The following is a 26195-nucleotide window of genomic DNA, read 5'->3' on the forward strand; positions in this document are numbered from 1 at the left end:
GGCCGGGGAGAGGGAGCCGGGTGTGTGTGGGGGGGACCCGGGTCAGGTGATGGAGACGCCCGAGTCGATGCTGATGACCTGGCCCGTCATGCAGTCCTGGTCCAGGAACAGGCCCGCAGCGCGGGCCACTTCCTCGACCGTGACGAACCGGGGGATCGGGGCCTTGTCCTCCATGCCCTCGATGACCCGGTCGGGCAGGTCCTTCGTCATGCCGGTGATCATGAACCCCGGGGAGAGGGCGTTCACGGTCACACCCCGGCGCCCGCATTCGGACGCCAGCGTGCGGGTGAACCCGATCAGGCCGGCCTTGGAGGCCGAGTACGCCGTCTGTCCGGCCGTCGCGATGATCCCCGACGGCGAGACGATGTTGATGATCCGGCCCCAGCGCTGGCGCAGCATGTACGGGACGGTCACCCGTGCCGTGTGGAAGGAGCCGATCAGGTTGGTCTGGATGACCTGCGCCCAGTCGGCCGGGTTCTGCATGGCCATCAGGCTGTCCTTGCGGATCGCCCCGTTGTTGACGAGGACGTCCACCGGGCCGAGCCCGGAGGAGATCTGCTCGTAGATCGCCTGGGTGGCCTCCCACGAGCCGACGTCCCCGGTGACCAGCACCGAGGGGTTGGTCAGCTTCTCCTGGACGGCCGCGGCCGCGTCCCGGGAGCTGTTGTAGTGGACGGCGACCCGGCAGCCGAGCGCGTCGAGCTCCAGCGCCAGGGCCTGGCCGAGGCCGCCCGAGGCGCCGGTGACGAGCGCGACCGGCGACTGCGGCCGCTGACCCGCAGTGTTCTTGCTCATGCCGCGACACCGCCCCATTCCATCAGGATCGAACCCCATGTCATACCGGCGCCGAAGCCGGCCAGCAGGACCTTGTCGCCCGCCTTGATACGGCCCTCCTCCAGGGCCTCGGTCAGCGCGATCGGGATCGACGCCGACGCCGTGTTGCCGTACTTCTGGAGGTTGGTGATCAGCGCCTCCTGGCGCAGCCCGGTGTGCGACAGGATCGAGTTGATGATCCGGATGTTGGCCTGATGCGGGACGATGTGGTCCACGTCCGCGGCCTCCACCTTCGCCGTCTCCAGCGTCTCGCGCACCGTACGGACGGTGTAGCGCACGGCGTTGAGGTAGATCTCGTTGCCGTTGATCTGCGCGTAGTGCAGGCCCGCGTCCAGGGTCTCCTGGGTGGTCGGCATCCGGCTGCCGCCGGCGAGGACCTTCAGCGAGCCCGTGCAGGAGCCGTCCGCGCCCAGGTTCCAGGCCTTGACCCGGTTCTCGGCGCCCGGCTGGAGCACGATGGCGCCCGCGCCGTCGCCGACGAGGATGGACAGGTCCCGGTCGGCCGGGTTGGCCGTCAGGGTGTGGGTGTCGGAGCCGATCAGCAGGATCGGCCTCGGGTCGATGGCGATCAGCGCCATGGCCGAGACGAGCCCGTAGACGAACCCGGCGCACTCCGAGTTGACGTCGTGCGCGCTGCCGGCGATGCCCAGTTCGTGGTGGACGAACGCGGACGTCGCCGGCGAGGGCTGCTCGGGCGTCGCCGTGGCGACGATGAGGTGGGCGATGTCGGCGCCGGTCAGGCCCGCCTTCTCCAGGGCGCGCCGGCCGGCCTCAACAGCCAGGGAGGCGGTGGTCTGTCCCGGGTCCACCGCCCGCCGCTCACGGATGCCGCAGCGGCTGACGACCCAGTGCTCGTCCACGCCGAAACGTTCCGCGAGCTCCGCACTGGTGACGATGCGCTCGGGTACGGACATGCCCCACCCGGTGATGTCGAAGCCGGTCACGTGGCCCCTCGCTACGCCTGCGCCGGGACGAGCTCGACGATCTTCGCGTACACGTCACGCAGCGTGGTCGTGTCGTCGAGGTCGGCGAAGAGCGACTCGTCGGCCGGAATGTGCGGGTACTGGTTCTGGAAGCCGTACAGCCACTCCATCAGGTCCAGCGAGTCGACGTCCGCGATGTGCTGGAGCGGGGCGTCGGGGCTGACCTCTGCGGCACCCGAAACGGCCTCGAGCTGGCTCGCCAGTTCTTCGATGGTGGGCAGCGACATGGGGTCGGTCCTCTCTCGGCAGTGCATCGGCACTCGGCAGTGCGTGATGTGTTTTCGGAAGCGATGAAAACCCCGCCCCCGCAAGGAAGGCGCAAGACGAACCACCTCGGGGGCACCGAGGGGAATTCCCTCCGTCTTGCGCCTGCCTTGCGGGGCATCCGGTTTCCTCGGACGCGAATTGAAGACGGCACAGCACGGCACACAGCCCGAGCCGGACAGGAAATGAGGACCAAGGATGACAACGGTCGCCCCCAAGTCGGTGGACCCCGAGGTCGACGCGATCAGGCACCACTACGAGGTCAGCAATGACTTCTACCGGCTGCTGCTGGGCCCCACGATGATGTACTCCGGTGGTTACTGGGAGGACGGCGAGGACCTCGTCGCCACCCTCGACGAGGCGCAGGAGCGCAAGCTCGACAAGTTCGCCGAGCTCGCGGGCGTCGCCGCCGGCGGCAGCGCCAAGCGCGTGCTCGACATCGGCTGCGGCTGGGGCACCATGCTCAACCGCCTCACCACCGTGCACGGCGCCGAGGCGGCCGTGGGTCTGACCCTGTCCCGCACCCAGGAGGCCTTCATCGCGGGCCTCGACAACCCGAAGATCACCACGCTGGTCCAGAGCTGGGCGGACTACAAGGTCGCCGACGACTCCGAGAAGTACGACGCGGCGTTCTGCATCAACGCCCTGGAGCACTTCGTCTCCTCGAACCTGCCGCCGAAGGAGCGCACCAAGCGCTACCGCTTCTTCTTCCAGCAGGTCGCGAACGCCCTGAACCCGGGTGCCAAGTTCGTGCTGCACACCATGACCGCCGAGGCGCTGCCGATGAACCGCGCGCTGCTCGACGACCTGAAGTTCCTCCAGCGCTCCGAGTTCGAGGGCTGCCACATCCCGCACCTGAGCGAGCTGAGCGCCGCCGCCGAGGGCCTCTTCGAGATCGACGAGGTCGTCAACGAGCGCGAGTCGTTCGCGATGGCCTGCCGCGCCTGGCTGGTGCTGCTCGCCGAGCGCCGGGACGAGGCCGTGGCCATGGAGGGCGAGGAGGTCGTCTCCCGCTTCGAGCGCTACCTCGACATCTTCGCGTACACGCTCGAGGACAAGTTCTTCAACAACTTCCGCGTCACCATCACGCGCCGCTAGGGAGGCCGACGTGACGAGCATTCTCGAACCGGCCAAGGACGGCGGGGCCCGCCCCACGGCCGCCGACGCGGCGCCCGGCGGCCGCGGCCCGACCCGCCACCTGCGGGCCGCGGTCATCGGCACCGGCTTCTCGGGCCTGGGCACCGCCATCCGCCTGCTGCAGTCGGGCATCGACGACTTCCTGGTGTTCGAGCGGGCCGACGAGGTCGGCGGCACCTGGCGCGACAACAGCTATCCGGGGTGTGCGTGCGACGTCATGTCCCACCTGTACTCCTTCTCGTTCGCCCGCAACCCGAACTGGAAGTCCACCTTCGCCACGCGGGACGAGCTGTACGCGTACCTGCGTGACACGGCCGACCGCTTCGGGGTGCGCCCCCACATCCGCTTCGGGCACGAGCTGATCGCCGCCCGCTGGGACGAGGACGAGCGGCACTGGAAGATCGAGACCTCGCAGGGCGAGTACACCGCCCAGGTGCTGGTCACCGGGACCGGCTACCTCAGCGAGCCGTCCGTGCCCGCCATCAAGGGCATCGGCGACTTCGAGGGCACGATCTTCCACTCCTCGAACTGGAACCACGACCACGACCTGGCCGGCCGGCGCGTCGCGGTCATCGGTACGGGCGCCTCCGCGATCCAGTTCGTCCCGGCGATCCAGCCCGAGGTCGGGCAGCTGGACCTGTACCAGCGCACGCCCCCGTGGATCGGCCCCAAGCCCGACAAGCCCAACACCGAGCTGCACACCAAGCTGCTGCGCTCGCTGCCCGGCTACCAGCAGTTCCGGCGGGGCTTCAACCAGTGGGGCCGGGAGGTCCTGGCGTTCTTCTGGAAGCGGCCGCAGCTGGCGCTGAAGGTCCAGAAGATGGCCAGCGACCACCTGAAGAAGTCGGTGCCGGACGAGGCGCTGCGCGCCAAGCTGACGCCCGACTACGTGGTGGCGTGCAAGCGGCTGCTGTTCTCCAACACCTGGTACCCGGCGATCCAGCAGCCCAACGTGGAGATCGTCACCGACTCCATCGCGGAGATCCGTCCCAAGTCCGTCGTGACGGCGGACGGGACCGAGCGCGAGGTCGACACGATCATCCTGGGCACCGGGTTCGAGGCGACGGACCGCCCCGTCGCCCGCCGGATCTGGGGCAAGGGCGGGGTGCAGCTGCGCGAGGCCTGGCAGGAGGGCATGTCCGCGCACCGCGGTACCACCATCGCCGGGTTCCCGAACCTGTTCATGATGCTGGGCCCGAACACGGCGCTCGGACACTCCTCGCAGACCGTGATGATCGAGGCGCAGATCGCGTACGTCGTCGACGCCCTGCGGCAGATCGAGAAGCGCGGCCTGGCCAGCATCGAGGTGCGCAAGGAGGCCCAGGACGCCTACAACGCGCGGCTCGACAAGCACCTCGAAGGCACGGTCTGGATGGCAGGCGGCTGCAAGAGCTGGTACCTCGACGCCAGCGGCCGCAACCCGTCGGTCTACCCGACGTACACCTGGCGCTTCCGCCGGGGGACCAAGCGCCTGGACCTGAGCGAGTACCAGCTCGCCTCCCAGGTGCGCAGCACCAAGCCGGTATCCCACCAGTAGTACGCGAATCGGGAGTCGTAAGCAGATGAGCAGCACCCCCAGAGCCACCGCCGGCGACGCCGGCAGCGCCGCCAAGCCGTCGCGGCGCAACGTCCTCGGCTCGATGGCGGCCACCGCCGTCGCCGTCGTCGGCTGGAACGCCGCCACCCAGACCTGGGCGACGGCCGCCGAGGCCGCCCGCAGCTCGGACGTCGTCCCCGTCCCGGGCCTCAAGGGCACCCTGACGACGGCTCCGGAGACCGTCGGTTCCTTCGGGCACGACTTCGGTCACCTCTTCGACGACGTCAGCAAGCCGTGGGCGGTCCTGCGCCCGGCCGGTGTCGACGACATCGTCACGATCGTCAACTACGCCCGCGTCAACGGCATCAAGATCGCCGTGAACGGGCAGGGCGGTACCGGCAACGACATCGAGTCGCACTCGGTGTACGGGCAGGCGCGGGTCCCGGGCGGCATCTCCATCGACGCCAAGGGCATGGCGAACATCCTGTCCATCGGCAACGACTACGCCGTGGTCGAGGCCGGTGTGACCTGGGGCCAGCTGACCGACGCCACGCTGAAGCTGGGCAAGACCCCGCCGGCGCTGCCCGACTACCTGTACATCTCGATCGGCGGCACGCTCTCGGTCGGCGGTATCGGCGGCACCGTGCAGAAGTACGGCCTGATGGTCGACACCGTGCAGGCCATCGACATCGTCACGGCCGACGGCAAGCTGGTCACGGCCACCCCGTGGCTGCGCTCGGACCTGTTCAACGCGGCGCTGAGCGGCGGCGGCCAGGTCGGCATCATCGTGCGGGTCAACGTCAAGCTGATCCCGGCGCCGACCCGGGCGGTCGTCTTCAGCCTCTTCTACAGCTCCGTGGAGCAGTACCTGGTCGACTCCGAGAAGGTGCTGGCCGACGGCCGGTTCCAGGTCCACGCGGGCGAGATGATGCGGACGCCGGACAACTCGGGCTGGCGCTACAAGCTGGAGGTCGGCGCCACCTACACCACCACCCCGCCGGACCGCAACCGGCTGCTGTGCGACCTGAAGGACGTCCGCGCCGACGCCGTCATCGAGGACGTCAGCTTCCGGGACTACATGTTCCGCCTGGACGCCTACGAGGCGGTCCTGAAGGAGGGCGGCCACTGGTACACGCCCAAGCCGTGGCTGAGCATGTTCCTGCCGGCGTCGAAGACCAAGGCGTTCATGAAGATCGCCGAGCGCGAGCTGAACGCCGACTCGCTCGGCGGCGGGTTCCTGCTCTTCTACCCGTACTTCACCTCGAAGCTGAAGCGCCCGCTGGCCGTCCAGCCGAACGAGTCGGTCGCCTACCTCTTCGACCTGCTGCGCTTCCCGAACCCGGGTGAGCCCAACATCCAGGGCATGATCGACCAGAACCGCCGGCTGTACGACATCGCCGTCGCGATGGGCGCCAAGCGGTACCTGGTGGGCTCGATCCCGATGTCGCACGCGGACTGGAGGAAGCACTTCGGCAACCGCTGGTACGGCTTCGTCCAGGCCAAGAAGAAGTACGACCCGACCGGCATCTTCACCCCCGGCCAGGGCTTCGGACTGATCTGACCGGCTGTGGAGTCCCGGCGGCGGGGGCGGGGATGAGGGACCCCGCCCCCGCCGCCCCCTTTTTCTCTGGAGGCATCGCCCATGACCACCTACGACCTGATCGACGAGGCGGTGATCGACGCCCCGGCGGCGGCCGTCTGGGACGCCCTGATCGCCGAGTTCCGCGGCGCCGAGCAGTGGTGGGTCCCGTACAACACGTTCACCACCGTCTCCGGCTCCCCCGACGAGGTCGGCGGCGAGGTGGGTGTCACGGTGCACACCAAGGGCGTCGACAACGGCGGCCTGAAGCTGCGCTTCACCGCGCGCACCACGGCCGTGGAGCCGGGCCGGCGCCTGGACATCGAGTACGTGGACGGTGTCTTCCGCGGTCCGAGCACCTTCCTGCTGGAGCCGCTGGGCGACGGCCGTACCCGGCTGTCCATGCACTTCGCGGCGGGTCCGCACGGCTGGCTGAAGCTGCTGTCGAAGGTCGCGGACCTGGCGGCGGAGCACTCCAAGGGCACCCTCGCCGCCTTCGAGGCGCTGGGCCGGCAGCTGTCGTCGGGGGTCCGGGCATGACCACGGCAGCGGACGTGACCCGCGAACTGACGGTCCGTACGGACGACGGCGCGGAGCTCGCCGTGACGGTCCTCGCCCCGATCGGCGCGGCGGTCCCGGCCGGCGACGTGGTCCTGGTGCACGGCTGGGCGCACGCCCGGCGCGCCTGGGGCACGGTCGCCGACCGCCTCATCCGGGCCGGGCACCGGGTGGTGCTGTACGACCAGCGCGGGCACGGGGCCTCGACGCTGGGCCGTACACCGGTGTCGGTGGAGCGGCTCGGCGCCGACCTGGCGGCGGTCCTGGGCGAGAGCGCCGCGCGCGAGGCGGTCGTGGTCGGCCACTCGGGCGGCGGGTTCGCCGCCCTGGCGTACGCCGCGGCGCATCCGGAGGCGGCCCGGCTGCGGGGCCTGGTGCTGCTGGGCACCGCGGCGCACGGCCAGGACACCCCGGACAGCGAGGTCAAGATGATGGGCAGCGGCCTGTTCAGCCGGGCGCTGGCGCGCCCGGGGCTGGGCCGCAAGCTGCTGTCGTCGACGATGGGCAAGTCCGCCGACAAGTGGTCCCGGGAGATCAACCGCCAGCTGTTCTCCGCCACCGTCCCGCGGGTGCGGGCGGACTTCTTCCGCTGCACGCGCGGCTGGGACGTCCGCCAGGCGCTGGCGTCGGTGCGGATCCCGGCGGTGGTCCTGCACGGCGAGGGGGACAAGGTCATCGACATCGAGCTGGCCAAGATCCTCGCGGACGTGCTGCCGGCCGCCCGTTTCGAGGCGGTCCCGGACGCGGGTCACATGCTGCCCCTGGAGCGCCCGCTGCTGGCGGTCTCCGCGGTCGCCGAGCTCGCCGCCCGCCGCCCGTGATCGAAACGCTTCTCCCGCCGGGCGTCACGTCGTCGGAGGCCTTCGACGACGTGGCGCCCGCCCCGCTGTTCCCGGCCGAGGCCGCGCTGATGGAGGGCCGCCGGGCGCGCCGGCGCCGCCAGTTCGCCACCGCCCGCGCCTGCGCCCGGCGCTGCCTGTCCGAGCTGGGCCGCTATCCGGTCCCGCTGCTGCCCGGTCCGGGCGGCGCCCCGCAGTGGCCGGCCGGGGTGATCGGCAGCATCACCCACTGCGAGGGCTACCGCGCGGCGGTGGCGGCCACCTCCGACACCGTGGGCGCCCTCGGCATCGACGCGGAACCGGCGGGCCCGCTCCCGCGGGGCGTGCTCGGCCTGATCACGTCCCCGGCGGAGCGCGACCACCTGGCCGCCCTCGAGGCCGCCGATCCCGAAGTGCCCTGGCAGCGGGTCTTCTTCTCGGCGAAGGAGGCGGTCTACAAGGCCTGGTACCCGGCCGCGGGCATCTGGCTCGGCTTCCGCGACGCCACCGTGACGCTCCGCCCGGAGGGCACGTTCACGGCCCGGCTGCACCCCGCGGACCCGCCGCCGGTCTCGCCGTTCTACGAGGGCCGCTGGCTGGCCACCCCCACCCTGGTGATCACGGCGGTCTCGCGCGGCTAAGGTGCGGCCATGAGTACGTCCAACCCGCGTCTGGAGCCGGTCACCGCCGCCAACTTCGACGCCGTCTGCGCCGTTTCCGTCCGCCCCGACCAAACACACCTGGTCTCCCCGGTGGTCAAGTCCCTGGCCGAGGCCTACGTCCACCCGGCCGTCGCCTGGCCCCGCGCGATCGTCGACGACGACACCGTCGTCGGCTTCGTCATGGCCTTCCTCGACTGCGCCTGGGACGACAACCCCGACGACGTCCGCTTCGGCATCTGGCGTCTGAACATCTCCGCCGGCCACCAGGGCAAGGGCTACGGCCGCTTCGCCGTCGAGGCGATATGCGCGGAGCTCCGCGGCCGCGGCGTCAGCCGCGCCTACGTCACCTGGGACACGGGCACGCACACCCCCGAACCCTTCTACCTGGGCCTGGGCTTCCGCCGCACCGGCGAGCTGAGCGGCAATCAGACGGTGGGCGTGCGCGCCCTGTGAACCGCCGTGCGGTGCTGCCGTCCAGGGCCTACTGCGGCGGCAGCACCACGGTTCTCGGCGGGGCCGCGGCCTCCGGGGCGGCCGGGGCGGCGCCCGTACGGAACTCCTGCGGGCTCACGCCGCGGACCCGTTTGAACGCCGTCGACAGGGCGAAGGCCGAGCTGTAGCCGACGCGGCGGGCGACCGTGGCCACCGTGGCGTCCGGTTCGCGCAGCAGGTCGGCGGCCAGCGCCAGGCGCCAGCCCGTCAGGTACGCGACCGGGGGCTCGCCCACGATGTCGGTGAAGCGGCGGGCCATGGAGGCCCGCGAGACACCGACCTTGAGGGCGAGCTCCTCGACCGTCCAGCCGTACGAGGGGTTCTCGTGCAGCAGCCGCAGCGCCGGGCCCACGACCGGGTCGCCCTGGGCGCGGTACCAGGAGGGGGCACCGCTGCCCGGGGCCGCGAGCCAGGTGCGCAGCACGCCGATCAGCAACAGGTCCAGCAGCCGGTCCAGGACGATCTCCTGGCCGGGCTCGTCCTTGCCGATCTCCGCGGCGAGCAGGGCGATCAGGGTGTTGTCCGCCGACTCCGCCGGGCGCACCAGCAGCGTCGGCAGCGCGCTCAGCAGCCGGCGGCCGATCTCGCTGGGCGCCTGGTAGGTGCCGCTGAGCATGACCGCCGAGCCGTCGTCCTGGAAGGTGTCGCCCCAGGTGCGCACGCCCAGCGACATGGACTCGGTGACGTCCTCGCCGTCCTCGGTGCTGCACCGCTGTTCGGGGCCCACCGTGATCTGGACGGCCGTGTCGGGGGCGTCCGCGACCGTGTACGGCCCGGGGCCGCGTACGACGGCCACGTCGCCGGGGCGGATCAGGACCGGTGTGGCCTCGTCGGGCAGCAGCCAGGCCTCGCCGCGGACCATCGTCACCACCGAGATCGGCGCGTGGTCCTCGACCCGCAGCGACCAGGGCGGGTTGAAGACGGACTTGAGGAGGAAGGCGCCGCGGGCCTTGGGGCCTTCCAGCAAGCCGGTCAGAGTGTCCATGGCTCCATCCTCTCCGACGACGCGCCGAAGCGTCCGCTCTCCCGCGGGGGACGGAAGAGAGAGCGGACGCCGTTCACGGGGGTGATGCGCGGTGATGCGTGGTGATGCGTGGTGGTGCACGGTGCCGCGTGACGCGTGCCGGGCCTCAGGCGGCCGAGCCGCGCCCGTGCAGGGTCAGCGCCCGTCCCAGGGCCGCGAGAGCCGCCGTACAGGCGACCGTGCGGACCACGTTGCCCGACGTCCAGCGGCCGCCGAAGCGGGAACGGGCCGCGGACAGGTCCGACCCCGCCTTCGCCAGCTGGTTGTTCAGCGGGATGTTGACGACCGCGGTCACCGCCAGCGACAGCCCGTACAGCGCGAAGGCCAGCCAGCCCCAGCGTGCGGTGTCGAGCCGGCCGCCGCGCTGCTGCTGGGCGGCCGCGACGCCCGTCGCGAGGAACGCGCCCAGGAAGAGCAGCCCGAACAGCCCGTTGTCGATGGCCTCGTTGATGTTGCGCATCGCGGTCACGTACGTGTGGTCGTCGCCGCGCCCGAGGCCCGGCATCACCGAGATGTCGAACGCGAAGTAGAGGCCGGCCATCAGGCCCGTGCCGACGGTCGCCGCCACCAGGGTCGCGGATTGAGTACTCGTGCTCGTCACTTCAGGATTCCCTTCAGTGTGCGCTCGTATCGCCTGCGCAACAGCGTCGCACCGATCAGTCGGACAGGAGGGGGAATGGTCGCCGAGACGTGACGGACGGAGGAGCTGGGGGCTCCGTCGAACATCCACGGCTGCAGGTACGTCATCACGCGCATCGGCGCGGTCCCGATCAGCTTGCGCTCCTCGGCGAGGTACGCGCGCTCCCCGAGCCGGTCGAAGACGGGGAAGACGACCCGCTCCTCGTCCCGCAGGTGGTCCCGCAGGACGGTCTCGAAGTCGGCGGACGCCTTGACCAGGCCGTCGCCGCCGTGGGCGATCGCGGTGGAGACCGCGGCCATGGCCGTGTCCAGCGACTCGTGGTCCTCGTGCAGTTCGCGGGCCTGTGCGTCGAAGTCGGCGTCGCGGCCGCGCAGTCCGGGCCACAGCACGTCGTCCTCGCTGGTGTGGTGCCACTCGATGACCTCGCGCAGCCGCTGCCACCACTCGGCGCCGCCGGCGGCCTGCCAGGCGGGCGCGGCCGCGCGCAGCCGGGCCGCGTCGCGTCTCATCGCGATGTGCATGAGGGCGAATCCGTGGAAGTGGGGCGGGAGCGAGTCCAGCCCGTGCTCGCTGGAGAAGGACGGCTTGGGCGCGGTCATCGGGACCTCCTGCCGGTCGGCGCGGCGGTGCGGTGGTGCGTGCCGCGGCGCGGTGGTGCGGGGTGGTGCGTGTCCTGCGGTGAAACGGGGGGTGCGGTCGTACGAGTGGGGCTCCCGGTGCCCCCGGTCCCCGGTTCCCGGGCGGGCGGCGGCCGTACCAGAGTCGCCGCCCGACCGGTCACGGGATGCCGGTGGTGCCTCGTGCCTCGTACCTCGTACCTCGTACCTCGTACTTCGTGCCCGGTACGCCCTGGCTCAGACGTTCCAGACGCCCGTCGCCGCGGCCTCGCGGGCGAACTCGGCGAAGTCCTTGGGCTTGCGGCCCAGGGCCTCCTCCACACCGTGGACCACGTGCGCGTTGCGCCCGTCCAGGATCATGGTGAACAGGTCGGCGAAGTCCTCCGGCAGCCCGTTCTCGCGGAGCACGGCGCGGTACTGCTCGTTGGTGACCGAGATGTACTTGATCTCGCGGCCGGTCGCCTTGGACAGCTCCGCCGCCACGTCGGTGTAGCTGAGCAGCCGCGGACCGGACAGCTCGTAGGTCTTGCCGATGTGCTTGTCCTCGGTCAGCGCGGCCACGACCACGTCCGCGATGTCGTCGGCGTCGACGAAGGCCTCGACGGCGTCACCGGTCGGCAGGGCGATCTCGCCGGCCAGGACGGGCTCCAGGAAGAAGCTCTCGTTGAAGTTCTGGTTGAACCAGCTGGACCGGACGATGGTCCAGTCGGCGCCGGAGGCCTTCACGTTGTTCTCGCTGACCTCGGCGGCCTCCTCACCGCGGCCGGAGAGCAGCACCAGACGGCGCGCGCCCTTGGCGACGGCGACCCGGGAGAACTCCTCCACCTGCTCGGCGGCGCCGGGGAAGGCGAGGTCGGGGTAGTAGGTGATGTAGACACGGTCGACGCCCTCGAGCGCCGCGTCCCAGGTGGAGGAGTCCTCCCACACGAAGGCCGGCGACCCGCTGCGCGAACCGATGCGCACCTGGCGGCCCTGCGCGGTGAGGCGCTCGGCCACGCGGCGGCCGGTCTTGCCGTTTCCACCGATGACGAGGGTGATCTGCGTGTTCTGCGTGTTCTGAGTCATGAGTACAGTCAAGTCCAGTCTCGCGAGACGGGCCATAGCCACAAAGCTCAGTTCCATACGCCTGCGTCTACGAGAGGTCACCTCGAAGCGGCGCGGAGAGTGCGGCTGCGGCATGAGCCCGAGAATCGTAGGCATGCCTTCACGGGGTGGGCCACAGCATTCCGAGCGACTCTCAACTCCTCATGGACCCCGTATCGAGCACCTCTCGAGCGGTCCTGGACCGGTCCTGTACGGCGAGACTCGAGCGGGCCTCCAAGCGTTCCCGACACGATCGGACCAGGAGTTGCGACCCGTTGTCCGGGAGGCCAGATGAACCCCACTCCGGAGCGTCCGGAGCTCGACCAGTTGTCCGCCGATCTGGCCGGGCTGCTCGGACGGATCGGGCTCGACCCGGCCGGCCAGCGGCCCACGCGCCGGGACCGGATCGACATCCGTTTCGCGGCCGCGGCCGCCCGGCATCCGGGCAAGGTCGCCGCCCAGGACGCGGAGGACTCGGCGACCTACCTGGAACTGGAGTGGCTCGCCGACGACATCGCCCGCCGGCTGAGCGGGCGTACGGGACCGGGCCAGGCCGTCGCGGTACGGGCCCGGCGCTCGTGCATGGCGGCGGGCGCCGTGGTGGGCGTGCTGCGCTCGGGGGCGGCCGTACTGCCCCTGGAGCCTGGGCACAACCCGGGTCTGCAGGAGTTCCTGATGCGGGACGCCGGCGCCGAGATGGTCATCTCGGACGGCGGGCTGCTGCGGGACGAGATCCCGGTGGCCAAGGCGGGCCGGTTCGTCATCGCCGTACGCCCGGAGCAGGCCGTACGGCGCGAACTGCCGCAGCGGACGGCGTTCCTGGCGCTGCCGGCGGGCGGGAACCCGGGGCGGGCGCTGGCCGTCGAGCCGGTGACGCACCTGGACGTGCTGTCCTGGCTGGACGTGTGCCTCCCGATGCTGGAGACCGGGCCGGACGAGGTGTGGACGTACTTCCACTCCCTGAGCCTGGACCTGGGCATGCGCGAGATATGGGGGCCCCTGCTGTCGGGAGGCCGCGCCATCGTCGTGGACCGGGACACGGCGTCCGACGCGCGCGAGTTCGCCCGGGTCCTGGCGGAGCACCGGGTGAGCGTGCTGACGCAGCTGCCGTCGGCGTTCGCCCGGCTGGCGGAGGCGACCCGCGGCACCACCCTGCCGGCCCTGCGGCACGTCCTGCTGGCCGACGAACCGGTGGATCCCGCGTCCCTGGCGGCCTGGAAATCCTCCGCACCAGCCCCCGAGGCAACCCTCTGGGACGTCACCGCATCGCCGGTAGAACTCTGACACCACTCCCCCGGCCGAGGGGCCCGCACCCGGCCCCTCGGCCACCCCCACACCCCACACCCGTCCCGACCCGACCCGCCCGGCACGCCCCCACTCACGCCCGCCACATGACGCGGCCCGGCGTGCAGCGCGGCCAACGGCCCGGCCCGGCACACGACGCGGCCCGGCGCGCAGCGCGGCCGGCGGCTCGGGGCGTCCCGACGCCCGGACCGGCAGGTGGCCCGGCAGCGCCCGGCGCCCGGTCCGGGCCGGCGCCCGGTGCCGACCGGAGCATGGCACGGCACGCCACGGGTGGCCGCAGCGCACGGCCCGGGCCGACCGGGCCCCGGCCCCGGCAACGCCCGTCCCGCCGGCACCGCGTCACGCGTTGTGCGTCACCGGGTCCGGGGACCGTTCCGCCTCCCGGCGTACGGACGCCAGCAGTTCCTCGCCCGCCCGCCCCAGGGACTCGCGTACGACGCGCCGGGCCGCGCCGAGGTCGGCGGCATCGCCCAGGTGCGGACGTACGGCACCGGGCCGCAGGACCACGTGGTGGCGGACCGTCACGAGCCCCGTGGGGTCCACCGTCCAGGTCCCGGTATGGGTGGCGAGCAACGCGTCCGGCGCCTGCGGGCGCTTGCCGACGACCCGCCCCGAAGCCGCTTCGGGGAAGCACACGCGGTACGGCCAGTCGCCGGCCCGGGCGGCCAGGCGGCCGTACGTCCGGGCGGGCGGTGCCGCGACCCGGACGGAGTCCTCGAAGCACAGCACGAGGTCGTCGAGCCGTTCCCAGTGCGAGGCGAGCGTCAGCAGGTCCTGGGCATCCCGCCAGGCCTGCTCGTACGCACCGGTCAGCGTGACGCGCGAACGGTCGCCACCGTCGAGCGCCTCGACGGCCCACTCGCCGGCCGCGCAACCGACGCGCCGCCGGGCGGGATCGAGCACCCGGTGCTCGGTGCGCAGCGTCACGGTGCCGCCGACGGGGCAGCCCGCGCCGACCAGACCACGGGGGGACCCGGGAGCACCCGGCACACCGGAACCAGGTCCGGCGTCCCCGCCCGCGTCCCCCGTCAGCGACCACACCAGCCACTCGTCCCGCACGCCGTCGCCGGTGAGCCGCTCCACGTGGACGGGCGCCGGGAAGTACAGCGGGCTGCGCGCCGCGTCCGCGAGGAGTCCGTACAGGACCCCCGCGGGCGCGGCGACCTCCGCCTCCCACACCCGGGGGGCGAGCGGCATCAGAAGTTCCCCAGCCCGCCGCACACGTTGAGCGCCTGGGCGGTGATCGACGCGGCCAGGTCGGTGGTCAGGTAGCCGACCAGGCCCGCGACCTCCTCGGGGGTGGAGTACCGGCCGAGCGGGATCTTGGCCTCGAACTGCTCCTGCACGTACTCCTCGGTCGTGTCCCACGCCGCCGCGTAACCGCTGCGCACGCGCGCCGCCATCGGCGTCTCGACGTACCCGGGGCAGACCGCGTTGACGGTGACCCCCGTGGGCGCGAGCTCCTTGCCGAGGGCCTTGGTGAAGCCGACGACCGCGTGCTTGGAGGCCGAGTACGGGGCGCCGAGCAGCACACCCTGCTTGCCGGCGGTGGAGGCGATGTTGATGATCCGCCCCCAGGGCGCGTTGCCCAGGCCGCCGCTGTTGAGCACCTCCCGCGTCAGCAGGAACACGCTGTTGAGGTTGGTGTTGATGACCTCGTGCCACAGCTCGTCGGTGATCGAGGCGGTGGCGCCGCCACCGCTGCGCCCGGCGTTGTTGACCAGGATGCTGACCGGCGCCCCGTACGTGGCGACGGCGGCCGCGACCAGGTCCTCGACGGCGCCGCGGTCGGTCACGTCGGCGGCCAGCCCCTCGACCGCCAGGCCCTCGGCCCGCAGGTCCTCGGCGGTCTGCTTGACGTCCGCCGCGGTCCGCGCGCACAGGAACACCCGGTGTCCGCGCGCCCCCAGGTCCCGGGCGATGGCCAGCCCGATCCCGCTGGTGGCTCCCGTGACCAGGGCCACCGGCCGCTCGGGGGCCTTGCCTGTCCGCTGCACCGGCTGTGTCGTCATCGGGCGCCCTCCATCGATCGCGTCGGCCCTTCGACGGTGCCCGATCCCACTCGGGGCACACCGGAAGAGGGGTGGGGCGAGGTCCGCCGAGCCCGCCGGCGGCGCGCCGGAGCCGCCGCGGCCGGTGCCGCCGCGGGCGGTGCCGCCGCGGCCGGTGCCGCCGCGGCCGGTGCCGCCGCGGCCGGTGCCGCCGCGGGCGGTGCCGCCGCGGCCGGTGCCGCCGCGGCCGGTGCCGCCGCGGCCGGTGCCGCCGCGGCCGGTGCCGCCGCGGCCGGTGCCGCCGCGGCCGGTGCCGCCGCGGCCGGCGAGGCCGCCGTCGAGGCCCCGGCCGACGAGGACGGCTGGGACGACGGGGACGACGGGGACGTCCGGGACGAAGGGGAGGACGGTGACGGCCGGGACCTCTCCCCTGCCGGCTCCCGGCGTACGGGACGGGTCTCCTCGCGCGCGGCCACGCCCAGCGGCGCCAACGCCCGCGCCAGCGCGTCCTCGGTCAGCTCCGTGCCGCCCGACGCGACGTACCCGTCCGGCCGGATCAGCAGCCAGCCGCCCGCCGACAGGCCGAGCGCCCGGCGCAGCAGCCCGTCGGGATCGGCCAACGCCCGCGGCCCGCCCTCACCGCCACGACCCTCACCACCACCGACGGCGCCGGTGACCGTACGGACCGACAGCCACGCCTCGTGCCGGGCGCCGGCACCCGCGGCCGTATCGGCGGCCTCCCCGGTGCCCTCGGGCACGTACAGCAGTGACCAGCGCACGTCGCGCAGTTCGGCGCGGAGCGCCGCCGCCCCCGCGTCGTCCACGTGCCGGGCCGCAGTGGCCGCGGCAGCCACGGCCACCGCCGCCCGCGAGCCGGCCGGCAGGCCCATGCCCGCGACCGGGGTGGTCAGGGAGCTCTCCGGGTAGCCCAGGCGCAGCCCCGACATGCCCCCCAGCACCTTGCGCTGGATCGCACGGCGCAGCGGTCCGACGTTGCGTACGACGCCCATCACGACCGGCAGGGCCAGCCCGGCGAGCGTGTTCTTGAACTGGACCAGGAACGTGGCCTGTTTGGTCGACCCGAGCAGCGCCTGCCCCACCGGCACGCGCTCCTCGCCATAGGTGTGCAGCAGCTCCCGCCCCGCCCAGCCGTGCGCCGCCATGGCCAGCTTCCAGGCGAGGTTGTACGCCTCCTGCACGCCGGTGTTCATGCCCTGGCCGGAGGCCGGGCTGTGCACGTGCGCCGCGTCACCGGCGACGAAGCAGCGTCCGTCGTGCATGCGCGGCACCATCCGCTGCTGGAAGGTGAACAGGGAGGTCCAGGTCGGCTCCCCGACCCGTACCTCGGTGCCGAGCCCGGCCGACAGTTTGGCCGAAAACCGCTCCGCCACCGGCCGCGGATCGGCGCCGGGGCCGGTGGGCGCGGTGTCCAGCAGCCGCCAGCGACCCTGCTCGGGGTACGGGACCATCATCAGCGCCTGCCCGCCGGTGTGCGCCCAGTAGATGGTGTCCGGCGGCAGGTCGACGTCGACCGGGGCGTCGGCGAGTTCCCAGGTCTCGCTGGACTCCCCGATCAGCGGCAGCCGCAGCTGCTTGCGCACCGTGCTGTGCCCGCCGTCGCACCCGACCAGCCAGCCGGTGACGTGCCGCTCCTCGCGCCCGTCGGCGTGCGCGAGCACCGCCCGTACGCCGGAGGGGGACTGCTCGAAGGAGACCAGCCGTACGCCCCACTCGACCTGCACGCCCAGCCGGGCGACGGCCTCGCGCAGGACCGCTTCGGTCCGGGTCTGCTCGATGATGACCGTGTACGGGTAGCGCGTGGGCATCGAGGCGTAGTCGGCTTCCAGCCGCACCAGCCGCCGCCCGCTGCCGTACATGGTGAACGCCCGGTTGCGGCGTCCGTGTTCCAGGACCGGGCCGATCACACCCATCTGGTCGAAGGTCTCCAGGGTGCGCGGGTGGACGGCGACGGCCCGGCTGGTGCGGGCCGGCCGGGACGCGGCGTCGATCAGGCGGACCGCCAGGCCCCGCCGCGCCAGCTCGTGCGCGGCGGTGAGCCCGACCGGGCCGGCGCCGACGACCAGAACCTGGCCGTCGGCGGCGGCGTAGACGGGAACGGGAACGGGAACGGGCACGGCATCGGCGGCGGACGCGGCCGCCGCAGTGCCGTCGACGGGACCGTCAGGGGTGGCGCTGCCGCCACCGACGTCCGATGCGATGTCACGCGGCACGGGCAGGCTCCTGCAGCCGCACCGGCTCGGTGCGCCACGGCTCGGCCTCCAGGGTCCGGAACAGGCCCGGCTCGGGAGTGGCCAGCGCGGCCAGCGGGCCGACGAGCTCGCGGAAGGTCTCGCTGCGCATGGCGGCCTGGTGGGAGGCGGCGTCCAGCCACTCGGCGATCTCGATGAAGACGTTCGGCTCGCCGAGCGAGCCCAGCGTGCGGTGCGCGATGTGGCCGGGCTGCGCGCTCATGAAGGCGGAGATCCGCTCCTTCGCGGCCAGGAACTCCTCGACGTCGCCGTGCACGGTCAGCTTGTTGACGAAGGTCACCACAGGAATCTCCAGGGGAGGGCTAGGCGGCCGTCTCGACGGCCGCGCGGGTACGGATGCTCATCAGCAGGCCCCGGCGGGCGGGCTTGCCCACGGGGGTGCGGGGCACGGCGTCGATGACTTCGACGCGGCGGATCTGCTCGAAGGGCGCGAGGCGTTCGTTGGCGCGCTCGACGATCGAGTCGAGGGCGTCGAGCAGCCCGGGGCCGCTGGCCGCCCGCGGATCGCGCAGGACGATCCCGGTCCATACGACGGCCCCGTGGACGGGGTCGGGCCAGCCGGCCACCACGCAGTCGGCGACCCGCTCGTCGGCGGCGACGACGGCTTCGACGGCGGTCGGCGAGACGAGTTCGTTGTCGTACTTGAAGACGTCGCCGAGCCGGTCGACGAGGAACAGCTCGCCGTCGGCGTTGACGTAGCCGACGTCGCCGGTGGAGAACCAGCCGCCGTACTCGACCTTGGCGGGCCCGAGACAGTCCAGGTAGCCGGCCATCAGCTGCGGCCCCCTGACCTGCACTTCCCCCGTGGAGTACGGGGCCAGCGGGCGCCGGGTGTCCAGGTGCACGATGCGGCACTCGGTGCCGGGGACGGTCTGGCCGACGGCGGTGCTGCGCGGCCGGTCGTGGGCGTCGTAGGCGTCGGAGCGGCCGCCGCCGGGGCGCTGGCAGTGGCTCAGCGGGGACAGTTCGGCCATGCCGTACCCCTGGACGACGGGTACGCCGAGCCGCTCGCGCAGGGTGCGGGCGGCGGACGGGTCGAGGGCGGTGCCGCCGGACAGGACGGCGGTCAGCCGCGGACCGGCGGGCACGCCCTCGATGCTCACGTCGTGCGCGTCGCGCAGCTGGGCGGCGAGCCGGTGCAGCCGCGCGGGCAGGCCGTAGTAGTGGCTGGCCCCTTCACGGGCGGCGACGGCGAGCGAGACGAGCGGGTCGGGGTGGGTGCACAGCACCTGGCAGGCCCCGGCGTACACGGCCGAGTTGAGGTGCATGACGTGGTACAGCGGCAGGTGGTTGAGGACGACCGAGTCGCGCCGCAGGTCGTGCGCGGCCGCCGTCTGGGCGGCGTTGGCGACGAGGTTGCGGTGGGTGAGCCGTACTCCGCGCGGGTTTCCGGTGGTACCCGTCGTGAACTGGATGCACGCGAGGTCATCGGGCTCCGCCCCGGAACCGGAAGCGGGGGCGGGGGCGGCCCCGGGCCCGGCGGGCCACCGGGGAAGCCCGGCCCCGTCGGTGACGACGACGGTGTGCAGGTGGGGCAGTTGGCCGGCGAGGGACTCCAGCAGCCGCGCGGTCGCCGCCGGTACGAAGGCCACCTCCACGGAGGCGGTGGCGAAGACGTGCGCCAGCCCGGCCTCCTTGATCAGCGGGTTGACCAGGACGGCGGTGTTCCCGCTGCGCGCGGTGCCGTAGTAGGCGGCGGCGAAGGAGGCGTCGAGCACGTTGGCGACCCCCACGCGTGCCCCGCGCCGGCCCACCGTGTGCTCGAGGTGTCCGGCGATCCGGTCGGCCTGCGCGTCGAGTTCGGCGAACGTGACGGCGGGACGCCCGTCGTCGTACCGGATCGCCGCCGCGTCCGGGGCGCGGCGCGCGGCGCGGCGCAGCAGCCCGTCGAGCGGGAGCTCGGGGTACGAGAAGACCGGCACGTCTCTGCCCTCCTGGGGACGCGGCTCCCCCCACGGTCCCCACGGACACTCGAGACCCCCTGGACACCCACTCGACGACGACCGGAGACCCCCGCGCCGGGGGCCGGAAAGGGAGAAGCCCCCGGCCGGGAACTCCCGACCGGAGGCACTCGCCCCACCCATGCCGCTCAGGCCCTCAGGCCGCGATCAGCGCACCGATGACGCCGAGGGAGGCGCCGAAGACCACGACGTGGCGGACGTTCTGCAGGACCCAGACCCAGGCGGGGAATCCGTCCTCGGCTGCCTTGAGGAGGGCGGGGACGTCGATCCGGGCGAGTTCGCCGCCCTTGCGGGCGAAGGCGGCGCGCACGGAGGTCACGGCGGTCAGGTTGCTGTAGAGGATCACGCAGTTGATGGCCAGCACGATCGACTGGACGGCCCAGGTGAACGGCCCGGCCCAGGACCCCGATCCGGCGAAGAGGTTGACCGCGGCCACCGCCGCCAGCGCGGTGGCGATCCCGACCGGGGCCCAGGTCTCGTGACCGCCAGCGTCGAACCGCATCCCGTTCTCCGTCAGCACCGTCTTCCGCACGCCCTGGCGCTCCAGCTCGGCCTCGGCGCCGGCCGTCGCGGTGGCCCCGTAGCGGGCGCGCACCACCGGGATGCTCAGGAAGGCCGCGGCGACGAGCAGCTGCAGGATGGCGACGAACGCGTTCATGGTGGGGGCTCCCCTTCGACTTGAACTGTGTACAAGACGAAGTTAGCCCGCCAATTGAACTAAGTGCAAGCCCTCGCCTGAACTTTGTAAAAGTCCCCAGCCCGCACCCCCTCCCCCCTCAGCCGTGGACCTGCGTGTTCTGGCAGGCCGTCAGCAGCCAGCGCCCGCCGTCACCCTGCTTGGTCATCACGTACAGCGGCGATCCCTCGGGGCCCTCCACCGCGCCGTCCGCACCCCGGTAGACCTGGCGGACCTTGACCGCGGCCACGTCCGGACGGAGGAACTGCACGTGCGTGACCTCGTAGCCGGCCCCCTCCACCCCGTCGGCGTTCGGCAGGACCTCGCGGGTGAACTCCGCGATCGCGTCGAAGCCGAGCAGGACCTTGCCGTGCCCCGTGGTCCAGAACGCGTCGGGGTGGAAGAGGGCGAGGAACCCCTCGACGTCACGGGCCCGCTGAGCACGCTCAACGGTGGCGACGACCTGGCGGATGGCTTCGACATCGGCGGCGTGCGCCGTGGATTCGGTGGTCATGGGCGCCATACTCGTACCTCAAGCAAAGTGGAGGTCAAGCGATATGATCACATGGGGGCATGACGAGGACTCTCTACCTGCTCTGCTCCGCCGCACCGCCCGTCTTCGACGTGGCCCACGTGATCGAGGACGCCCAGGCGCGCGGCTGGGACGTATGCCTGGGGCTGACCCCGACGGCGGCGCACTGGCTGGCCGGGAGTCTGGACGGCCTGGCGGCCCTGACGGGCCATCCGGTGCGCTGGCAGTACAAGCTCCCCGGCGAGCCCGATGTCTGGCCCCCGGCCGACGCACTGCTGTTCGCCCCGGCCACCTTCAACTCCATCAACGCCTGGGCACTCGGCCTCACCGACCGCTTCGTGGTCGGCGTCGCCGCCGAAGCCCTCGGCAAGGGCACCCCGACGGTCACGATGCCGTGCACCAACACCGCACTGGCCGCGCACCCACAGTTCGAGCAGAGCCTGGCCATCCTGCGCACGGCCGGCGTCGACGTCCGCTTCGGCGAGGGCGGCTTCATCCCGGGCCCGGCCGGCCCCGACGCCCCGGCATCCTTCCCCTGGCCGATCGCCCTGGACGCGGTCTCCGCCTGACCCCCTTCCAGATCCGGATCACCCACGGCACCCTTCGCGCCCGCCGCCGTTGACCTCGCCCTACCCGTTCGCGACGCATGAGGTCCGCGCACGAACGATGCCCGCCCCCCCTCTCCCCCACACGCCCGTTCACTCACCAGAAGGAGCCCCATGAGAAGGGCGATACCGTACGCCGCCGTCGCGGCCGGCGTCACACTGCTCGCCCTCTACCTGTCCGAGGTCATCGACACCGTGCCGTACTCGATCTTCGCCGTTCTCGCAGGCACCGCCCTCCTCGTCGACGGGGTTCGACAGGCGCGCAACCTCAGCCGCCCCCACAGCCGCTGAGGCACTTCTCCGCCACCGGTTCACCGAGCCCGACCAGACCGGACACCACGCCGTTCCCCTTCACCCCTGCCGACCCCTGACCACCCCCTGTCACCCTTCCAACTCCTCGACAAAAAACAGAACGTTCTCTATGTTATGAGGGTCGTCGCGCCGTCCAACGCCGTGCCGCCACACGCCGTGCCGCCGCATTCCTCATCGCTCCAGCCGAACCGCGCAGGGGGACCACGCCCGTGACCACAACCGAAGCCGCCGCCGCTCAGGAGCTGCTGACGGGCTGGCGCCCCACCGGCCGGGACCGCTTCGTCGTCACCGCCCGATGGCCGCACGACCACCCCGCCTACCCCTCGGCCGACGGTGTGCACGACCCCCTGCTCCTCGCCGAAACCGTCCGCCAGGCCATCACGCTGCTGTGCCGCGAGGCCTACGACGTCCCGCCGGCCCACGACCAGCTCTGGGACCACTTCGTCTACGCCGTCGAACCCGCCGCCCTCACCACGACTGCCCCCACCACGATGGCGCCCCCCACGACTGCGCCCACCACAACCGCCCTCACCACAACCGCCCTCACCACACCCACCCCCACCACACCCACCCCCACCACTACCGCTCTCGCCCCTGCCGCCCGCACCTCCGACCCGCTCCCCACGCAGGTCGAACTGCACATCGGCTGCGCCGACATCACCCGCCGGCGCGGCCGCCTCACGGGTCTGACCACCCATGTCGCCGTCATCCGCGACGGTGTCCTGCTCGGCGGCGCCGAGGCCGCGTTCACCATCCGGCCGGCCCTCACCACGGTCGGCGCCGACAACACCGGCATCGCCACCGACCGCACACCGAGCATGGCCCTGATGGAGGCGGCCCGCCGCGCCGCCCAACAGGCCGCCCACCCCCACGGCGGCCTGCTCAGCGGCATGGCCGTCGAGTTCCTGCTGCTCGCCGACCCCGACGCACCCTGCGCGATCGACACCGAGGTCACCCCGCACATCTGGGAGCCGGACGGCCGCCTCCAGATCCGGGTGACCGCCCGCCAGCACGGCCAGCTGGTCTTCGCCGCCACCGCCACCGCCGAGGTGACCTCGGTGGAACTCCTCCTCGCCTCCTAGCCCCCATCTCGGCTCTCCTTTCCGCTCCGGTCCTACCTCTATATGCATCGAGGACCCCGGAACGTGACATGCGGCGGCAGGCCGGAAGGAAGGAAGGAAGGAAGGAACCGCAAAAACCATGAGCCAAAAGCCGCAAAAGCAAAAAAAGCCCTAACAGGCCGCAAAAACCGACCGGAGCATCCGCCTCAGGCCGCCGCGACCCCCACCGTGAACAGGTCCGTCCGCACCGGCACCACCCGCGGCCCCTCGGCGATGGTCCGCGTCAGCTTCGCCCCGATCGGCGTCCGCGTCACGAGCGACGCCGCCCCCGCCCGCAGGAACGAGGTCACCGGTCCCGCCGCCGGCCCCAGCATCGCCCGCGCCTGCATGACCTGCATCCGGTGGACTCGTTCCGCCACCGGCGCGCGCTGGGCGACGTACCCCGCGAGCGGCCGCCCCTCCACCAGCAGCGGATGCAGCACGGCCGCGTCCTGCAACGCCAGGTTGATGCCCTGCGCCCCGATCGGCCCGTGCGTGTGCGCCGCGTCCCCGATGAGCACCAGCCCGTCCCGCACCCACTCCGTGGCGTGCGCCGCGAACACGTCGAGCAGGCTCAGCCGCGACAGTGAGGTGAGCTGCGCATGCAACAGGTCCGCCACGTGCGGCAGTACGGCGGCCAGCTCGTCCCTGATCGCCTCGATCCCCCGCTCCACCGCACCGCTCCACCCACCGTGCGGCAGGGTCCAGCCGATCCGCAGCCGGTCCGGGTACGCGTCGTGGACCAGTACCGCGCTGCCGCCCACCCGGTGCACCCGGACCTTGCCGGTGGCCCGCCCGGGCGCCTCCAGCGCGAACCACACCACGTCCTGCGCGAACGACTCCGACCGCCCCGCGCCGATACCGGCCAGCGCCCGCGTCTTGGAGAACCGTCCGTCCGCGCCGACCACCACCGGCGCGTGCACGGTCACCCGCCCGCCGTCAGGCCCGCGCAGCACCGCACCCCGGTACGGGCCACCGGACCGCTGCTCGACGAGAGCCGAGATCCGGTGCCCCTCCAGGTACGTGAACCCGGACAGCCGCGTACAGGCGTCGAGGAGCTCGGCGATCAGGTGCGGCTGCGGAAGGGCCAGCAGATGGTCGTACGGGGCGTCGAGCCGTCCGTAGTCGATGTCGAGGAGCACCCGCTCCCGCTCCAGCACCTGGAACCCGTCCAGTACGCACGCCCCGCGCGCCCGTGCCGCGCCCAGCACCCCGAGTTCGTCCAGGACCCGCTGCCCGCCGGGCTGGAGGATCTCGCCGTGGAACTCGCGGCGCAGCCCGGTGGACTTCTCCGCCAGTACCACCCGCATCCCGGACCGCAGGAGCATCAGCGCGAGCGCCAGTCCGGCCGGCCCGCCCCCGACCACGCACACGTCGGCGCGCACCCCCGCACCACCTCGGCCGCCGCCCCGGGCCCCGCCGCTGCCGCCGCCCCCGACACCCGCGCCGCCCCCGACACCGGCACCGGCACCGGCACCGGCACCCGCGCCGACACCCGCGCCGCCGCCCCCGACACCCGCGCCGCCCCCGACACGAGCTCCCGCTCCCGCCCCCGCCCCCGCGGCCACCCGCCTCACACCCCCGCGCGCGCCGACAGGGCAGCGTTGATCATCTCCAGGAACCGCCGCGGGGTGTCGGCGTCCCCCAGCTCGTCCTCGTCGAGCAGGACGTCGTGGTCCCGCTCGATCCGGCTGGTCGTCTGGATGATGGAAATCGAGTCGTAACCCAGGTCCATCCAGTCCTTGTCGAGGTTGGCCGGGTCGGTCATGTCGACGCCCTCGGCCTCCCCCGCGCACTCGCTCAGCAACCGCGCGAGATCACCCAGTTCCATCTGCACCACGCGCTCCATATGCTCCCCCTGCTCCATCGGGTCCTCCTCGCCGTAACCATGACTCCCTGCCATCAGGCCGCCCCCGCGCGCACCACGGCCGCCGAGTTGAAGCCGCCCCGCCCCCGGGCCAGCACCAACGCCGTACGCAGCCGCGCCCGCCGCGGCGTACCGGTCACCAGGTCCAGCGGACAGTCGGCGGCGGGCCGCACCGTCCCGACGGTCGGCGGCACCACCTGGTCGCGCAGGGCCAGCAGCGCGGCCGCCAGGTCGAGCGAGGCGCCGCCCGCCGACAGCCGGCCGGTCATCGTCTTGGGAGCGGTCACCGGTACCCCGCGCGGCCCGAACAGCCCCGCGATCGCCTCCGCCTCCGCCCGGTCGGCGTCCCGGCTGCCGGCGGCGTCGGCGAACACCACATCGACGTACGCCGGTCCGACGCCCGCCTCCGCCAGCGCCTGCTCGGCGGCGGCCCGAAGCCGCGGCGCCGCCGGATCGGCGTCGAAGGTCGAGGCCTGGCCGACCACGCTCCCGTACACCCGGCGCGCCCCGCGCGCCCGCGCCGCCTCCGCGTCCTCCAGGACCAGCAGCGCCCCGCCCTCCCCCACCACGTGCCCGCGGGCCCGCTCGTCGAAGGGCACGTACGCCATGGCCGGATCACCCTCGGTCGTCATCTCCCCGCCCGCCAGATGGGCCGCCCACCCCCACGGGCACAGCGCCGAATCCACCCCGCCGGTCACCACCAGCCGGGCGCCCTTGCGCAGCTGCCGGCGCGCCTGCGCCACCGCGTCCAGCCCGCCCGCCTGCTCACTGACCAGGACCCCGCTCGCTCCGCGCAGACCGTGCCGGATGGAGATCTGACCGCTGTTGACGGCGTAGAACCAGGCGAAGGACTGGTACGCGCTCACGTGCTGGCTGCCCTTGCTCCACAGCGCCTGCAGCTCGCGCTGCCCGAACTCGAACCCGCCCGACGACGCCGCCGTCACCACCCCGGCCGCGTACTCCGGCAGCCGCTCCAGGTCGACCTCCGCGTCGTCCAGGGCCTCCTTCGCCGCTGCCAGCGACAGCCGCGTCACCCGGTCGGTCTGCGGCAGCAGCCGGCTCGGCACGTGGTCCTCGTCGACGAAACCGGGCACCTCGCCGGCCAGCCGTACCGGGTACGACGAGGCGTCGAAGCGGGTGACGGGCCCGATCCCGCTCTCGCCACGCAGTACGGCCTCCCACCAGGCCTCGGTGCCCAGTCCGTTGGGCGCGGCCACCCCGATACCGGTCACGACGGCGGTCGACGCGCCCCTCGCCACAACACCCGGCACGCCCGTCACGGAAGCGGTACCCGAAACCCCCGAAGCAGCCCCGGAAACACCCCCCGAAACCCCCGAAGCAGCCCCGG

General features: G+C 72.8%; 28 protein-coding genes. 11 read left to right on the plus strand and 17 right to left on the minus strand.

What is annotated here, in order from left to right:
• Positions 1-42: 42 nt before the first annotated feature.
• From ACIPXB_RS33095 to ACIPXB_RS33105, 3 genes are read right to left on the minus strand one after another with little or no spacing between them, the layout of a single operon-like run.
• Positions 43-795 (minus strand): SDR family NAD(P)-dependent oxidoreductase, encoded by a 753-nt coding sequence (locus tag ACIPXB_RS33095; RefSeq protein ID WP_401456000.1) that lies wholly within the window; start codon positions 793-795, stop codon positions 43-45.
• Positions 792-1778, minus strand: coding sequence for a 3-oxoacyl-ACP synthase III family protein (locus ACIPXB_RS33100; protein ID WP_401456002.1), 987 nt, complete (start codon positions 1776-1778; stop codon positions 792-794). Before ACIPXB_RS33100 ends, ACIPXB_RS33095 begins: the two co-directional genes overlap by 4 nt.
• A gap of 11 nt (positions 1779-1789) precedes the next feature.
• The gene (locus tag ACIPXB_RS33105; protein WP_219665194.1) at positions 1790-2044 is read right to left on the minus strand and encodes a hypothetical protein; all 255 of its coding nucleotides are present in this window, start codon (positions 2042-2044) and stop codon (positions 1790-1792) included.
• A gap of 235 nt (positions 2045-2279) precedes the next feature.
• Here ACIPXB_RS33105 and ACIPXB_RS33110 point away from each other — a divergent pair, with 235 nt between their 5' ends.
• The 7 genes from ACIPXB_RS33110 to ACIPXB_RS33140 all read left to right on the plus strand — a co-directional run bounded on the left by ACIPXB_RS33110 (position 2280) and on the right by ACIPXB_RS33140 (position 8825).
• On the plus strand, positions 2280-3179 hold the full coding sequence (locus ACIPXB_RS33110) for a class I SAM-dependent methyltransferase (protein ID WP_401456004.1): 900 nt from the start codon (positions 2280-2282) through the stop codon (positions 3177-3179).
• Positions 3180-3189: 10 nt separating this feature from the next.
• A complete protein-coding gene (locus tag ACIPXB_RS33115; protein WP_401456006.1) occupies positions 3190-4755 on the plus strand; it encodes a flavin-containing monooxygenase in 1566 nt (521 codons plus the stop codon).
• Between the two features lie 25 nt (positions 4756-4780).
• Positions 4781-6316, plus strand: coding sequence for an FAD-binding protein (locus ACIPXB_RS33120; RefSeq protein ID WP_401456008.1), 1536 nt, complete (start codon positions 4781-4783; stop codon positions 6314-6316).
• Positions 6317-6397: 81 nt separating this feature from the next.
• Positions 6398-6874: an SRPBCC family protein gene (locus tag ACIPXB_RS33125; protein ID WP_401456010.1), complete on the plus strand. Its 477-nt coding sequence runs from the start codon at positions 6398-6400 to the stop codon at positions 6872-6874.
• Positions 6871-7713, plus strand: a complete 843-nt coding sequence (locus ACIPXB_RS33130) for an alpha/beta fold hydrolase (RefSeq protein ID WP_401456011.1) — start codon at positions 6871-6873, stop codon at positions 7711-7713. The genes ACIPXB_RS33125 and ACIPXB_RS33130 overlap by 4 nt, the downstream gene beginning before the upstream one ends.
• Complete coding sequence (locus ACIPXB_RS33135; RefSeq protein WP_401456013.1) at positions 7710-8351, plus strand: 4'-phosphopantetheinyl transferase; 642 nt, start codon at positions 7710-7712, stop codon at positions 8349-8351. Before ACIPXB_RS33130 ends, ACIPXB_RS33135 begins: the two co-directional genes overlap by 4 nt.
• Positions 8352-8360: 9 nt before the next feature.
• Positions 8361-8825 (plus strand): GNAT family N-acetyltransferase, encoded by a 465-nt coding sequence (locus tag ACIPXB_RS33140; protein WP_401456015.1) that lies wholly within the window; start codon positions 8361-8363, stop codon positions 8823-8825.
• Between the two features lie 28 nt (positions 8826-8853).
• On the opposite strand, the gene ACIPXB_RS33145 is transcribed toward ACIPXB_RS33140, so the two are convergent.
• The 4 genes from ACIPXB_RS33145 to ACIPXB_RS33160 form a co-directional block, all read right to left on the minus strand.
• On the minus strand, positions 8854-9849 hold the full coding sequence (locus ACIPXB_RS33145; protein WP_401456017.1) for an AraC family transcriptional regulator: 996 nt from the start codon (positions 9847-9849) through the stop codon (positions 8854-8856).
• Positions 9850-9994: 145 nt separating this feature from the next.
• Positions 9995-10489: a DUF1772 domain-containing protein gene (locus ACIPXB_RS33150; protein WP_401456018.1), complete on the minus strand. Its 495-nt coding sequence runs from the start codon at positions 10487-10489 to the stop codon at positions 9995-9997.
• On the minus strand, positions 10486-11127 hold the full coding sequence (locus ACIPXB_RS33155) for a hemerythrin domain-containing protein (protein WP_401456021.1): 642 nt from the start codon (positions 11125-11127) through the stop codon (positions 10486-10488). Before ACIPXB_RS33155 ends, ACIPXB_RS33150 begins: the two co-directional genes overlap by 4 nt.
• Positions 11128-11382: 255 nt before the next feature.
• Positions 11383-12210, minus strand: coding sequence for an NAD(P)H-binding protein (locus ACIPXB_RS33160; protein ID WP_401456023.1), 828 nt, complete (start codon positions 12208-12210; stop codon positions 11383-11385).
• Between the two features lie 309 nt (positions 12211-12519).
• Here ACIPXB_RS33160 and ACIPXB_RS33165 point away from each other — a divergent pair, with 309 nt between their 5' ends.
• Positions 12520-13512, plus strand: a complete 993-nt coding sequence (locus ACIPXB_RS33165; protein ID WP_401456024.1) for an AMP-binding protein — start codon at positions 12520-12522, stop codon at positions 13510-13512.
• Between the two features lie 360 nt (positions 13513-13872).
• On the opposite strand, the gene ACIPXB_RS33170 is transcribed toward ACIPXB_RS33165, so the two are convergent.
• The 7 genes from ACIPXB_RS33170 to ACIPXB_RS33200 form a co-directional block, all read right to left on the minus strand.
• Positions 13873-14730: a hypothetical protein gene (locus ACIPXB_RS33170; protein ID WP_401456027.1), complete on the minus strand. Its 858-nt coding sequence runs from the start codon at positions 14728-14730 to the stop codon at positions 13873-13875.
• A complete protein-coding gene (locus tag ACIPXB_RS33175) occupies positions 14730-15545 on the minus strand; it encodes an SDR family NAD(P)-dependent oxidoreductase (RefSeq protein ID WP_401456028.1) in 816 nt (271 codons plus the stop codon). Before ACIPXB_RS33175 ends, ACIPXB_RS33170 begins: the two co-directional genes overlap by 1 nt.
• Complete coding sequence (locus ACIPXB_RS33180) at positions 15542-17755, minus strand: FAD-dependent oxidoreductase (RefSeq protein ID WP_401456029.1); 2214 nt, start codon at positions 17753-17755, stop codon at positions 15542-15544. The genes ACIPXB_RS33175 and ACIPXB_RS33180 overlap by 4 nt, the downstream gene beginning before the upstream one ends.
• Positions 17745-18077 (minus strand): antibiotic biosynthesis monooxygenase family protein, encoded by a 333-nt coding sequence (locus tag ACIPXB_RS33185; RefSeq protein ID WP_401456030.1) that lies wholly within the window; start codon positions 18075-18077, stop codon positions 17745-17747. Before ACIPXB_RS33185 ends, ACIPXB_RS33180 begins: the two co-directional genes overlap by 11 nt.
• Positions 18078-18096: 19 nt before the next feature.
• Positions 18097-19716: a class I adenylate-forming enzyme family protein gene (locus tag ACIPXB_RS33190; protein ID WP_401456032.1), complete on the minus strand. Its 1620-nt coding sequence runs from the start codon at positions 19714-19716 to the stop codon at positions 18097-18099.
• Positions 19717-19891: 175 nt separating this feature from the next.
• Positions 19892-20413, minus strand: coding sequence for a hypothetical protein (locus tag ACIPXB_RS33195; protein ID WP_401456033.1), 522 nt, complete (start codon positions 20411-20413; stop codon positions 19892-19894).
• 118 nt (positions 20414-20531) lie between these two features.
• Complete coding sequence (locus ACIPXB_RS33200; RefSeq protein WP_401456036.1) at positions 20532-20954, minus strand: SgcJ/EcaC family oxidoreductase; 423 nt, start codon at positions 20952-20954, stop codon at positions 20532-20534.
• Positions 20955-21004: 50 nt separating this feature from the next.
• Between ACIPXB_RS33200 and ACIPXB_RS33205 the strand changes: the two genes are divergently transcribed.
• From ACIPXB_RS33205 to ACIPXB_RS33215, 3 genes are all read left to right on the plus strand, one after another.
• A complete protein-coding gene (locus ACIPXB_RS33205) occupies positions 21005-21532 on the plus strand; it encodes a flavoprotein (protein WP_401456037.1) in 528 nt (175 codons plus the stop codon).
• A gap of 150 nt (positions 21533-21682) precedes the next feature.
• Complete coding sequence (locus ACIPXB_RS33210) at positions 21683-21859, plus strand: hypothetical protein (protein WP_401456038.1); 177 nt, start codon at positions 21683-21685, stop codon at positions 21857-21859.
• Between the two features lie 230 nt (positions 21860-22089).
• The gene (locus tag ACIPXB_RS33215) at positions 22090-22962 is read left to right on the plus strand and encodes an AfsA-related hotdog domain-containing protein (protein ID WP_401456041.1); all 873 of its coding nucleotides are present in this window, start codon (positions 22090-22092) and stop codon (positions 22960-22962) included.
• Positions 22963-23147: 185 nt separating this feature from the next.
• Here ACIPXB_RS33215 and ACIPXB_RS33220 read toward each other — a convergent pair whose 3' ends face one another.
• The 3 genes from ACIPXB_RS33220 to ACIPXB_RS33230 form a co-directional block, all read right to left on the minus strand.
• Positions 23148-24365: an FAD-dependent monooxygenase gene (locus tag ACIPXB_RS33220; RefSeq protein WP_401456043.1), complete on the minus strand. Its 1218-nt coding sequence runs from the start codon at positions 24363-24365 to the stop codon at positions 23148-23150.
• 188 nt (positions 24366-24553) lie between these two features.
• Complete coding sequence (locus ACIPXB_RS33225) at positions 24554-24847, minus strand: acyl carrier protein (RefSeq protein ID WP_401456045.1); 294 nt, start codon at positions 24845-24847, stop codon at positions 24554-24556.
• 35 nt (positions 24848-24882) lie between these two features.
• Positions 24883-26118, minus strand: a complete 1236-nt coding sequence (locus tag ACIPXB_RS33230; protein WP_401456046.1) for a ketosynthase chain-length factor — start codon at positions 26116-26118, stop codon at positions 24883-24885.
• Positions 26119-26195 lie beyond the last annotated feature (77 nt).

The sequence above is a fragment of the Streptomyces sp. NPDC090022 genome (genome assembly GCF_044748145.1).
Lineage (GTDB): Bacteria > Actinomycetota > Actinomycetes > Streptomycetales > Streptomycetaceae > Streptomyces.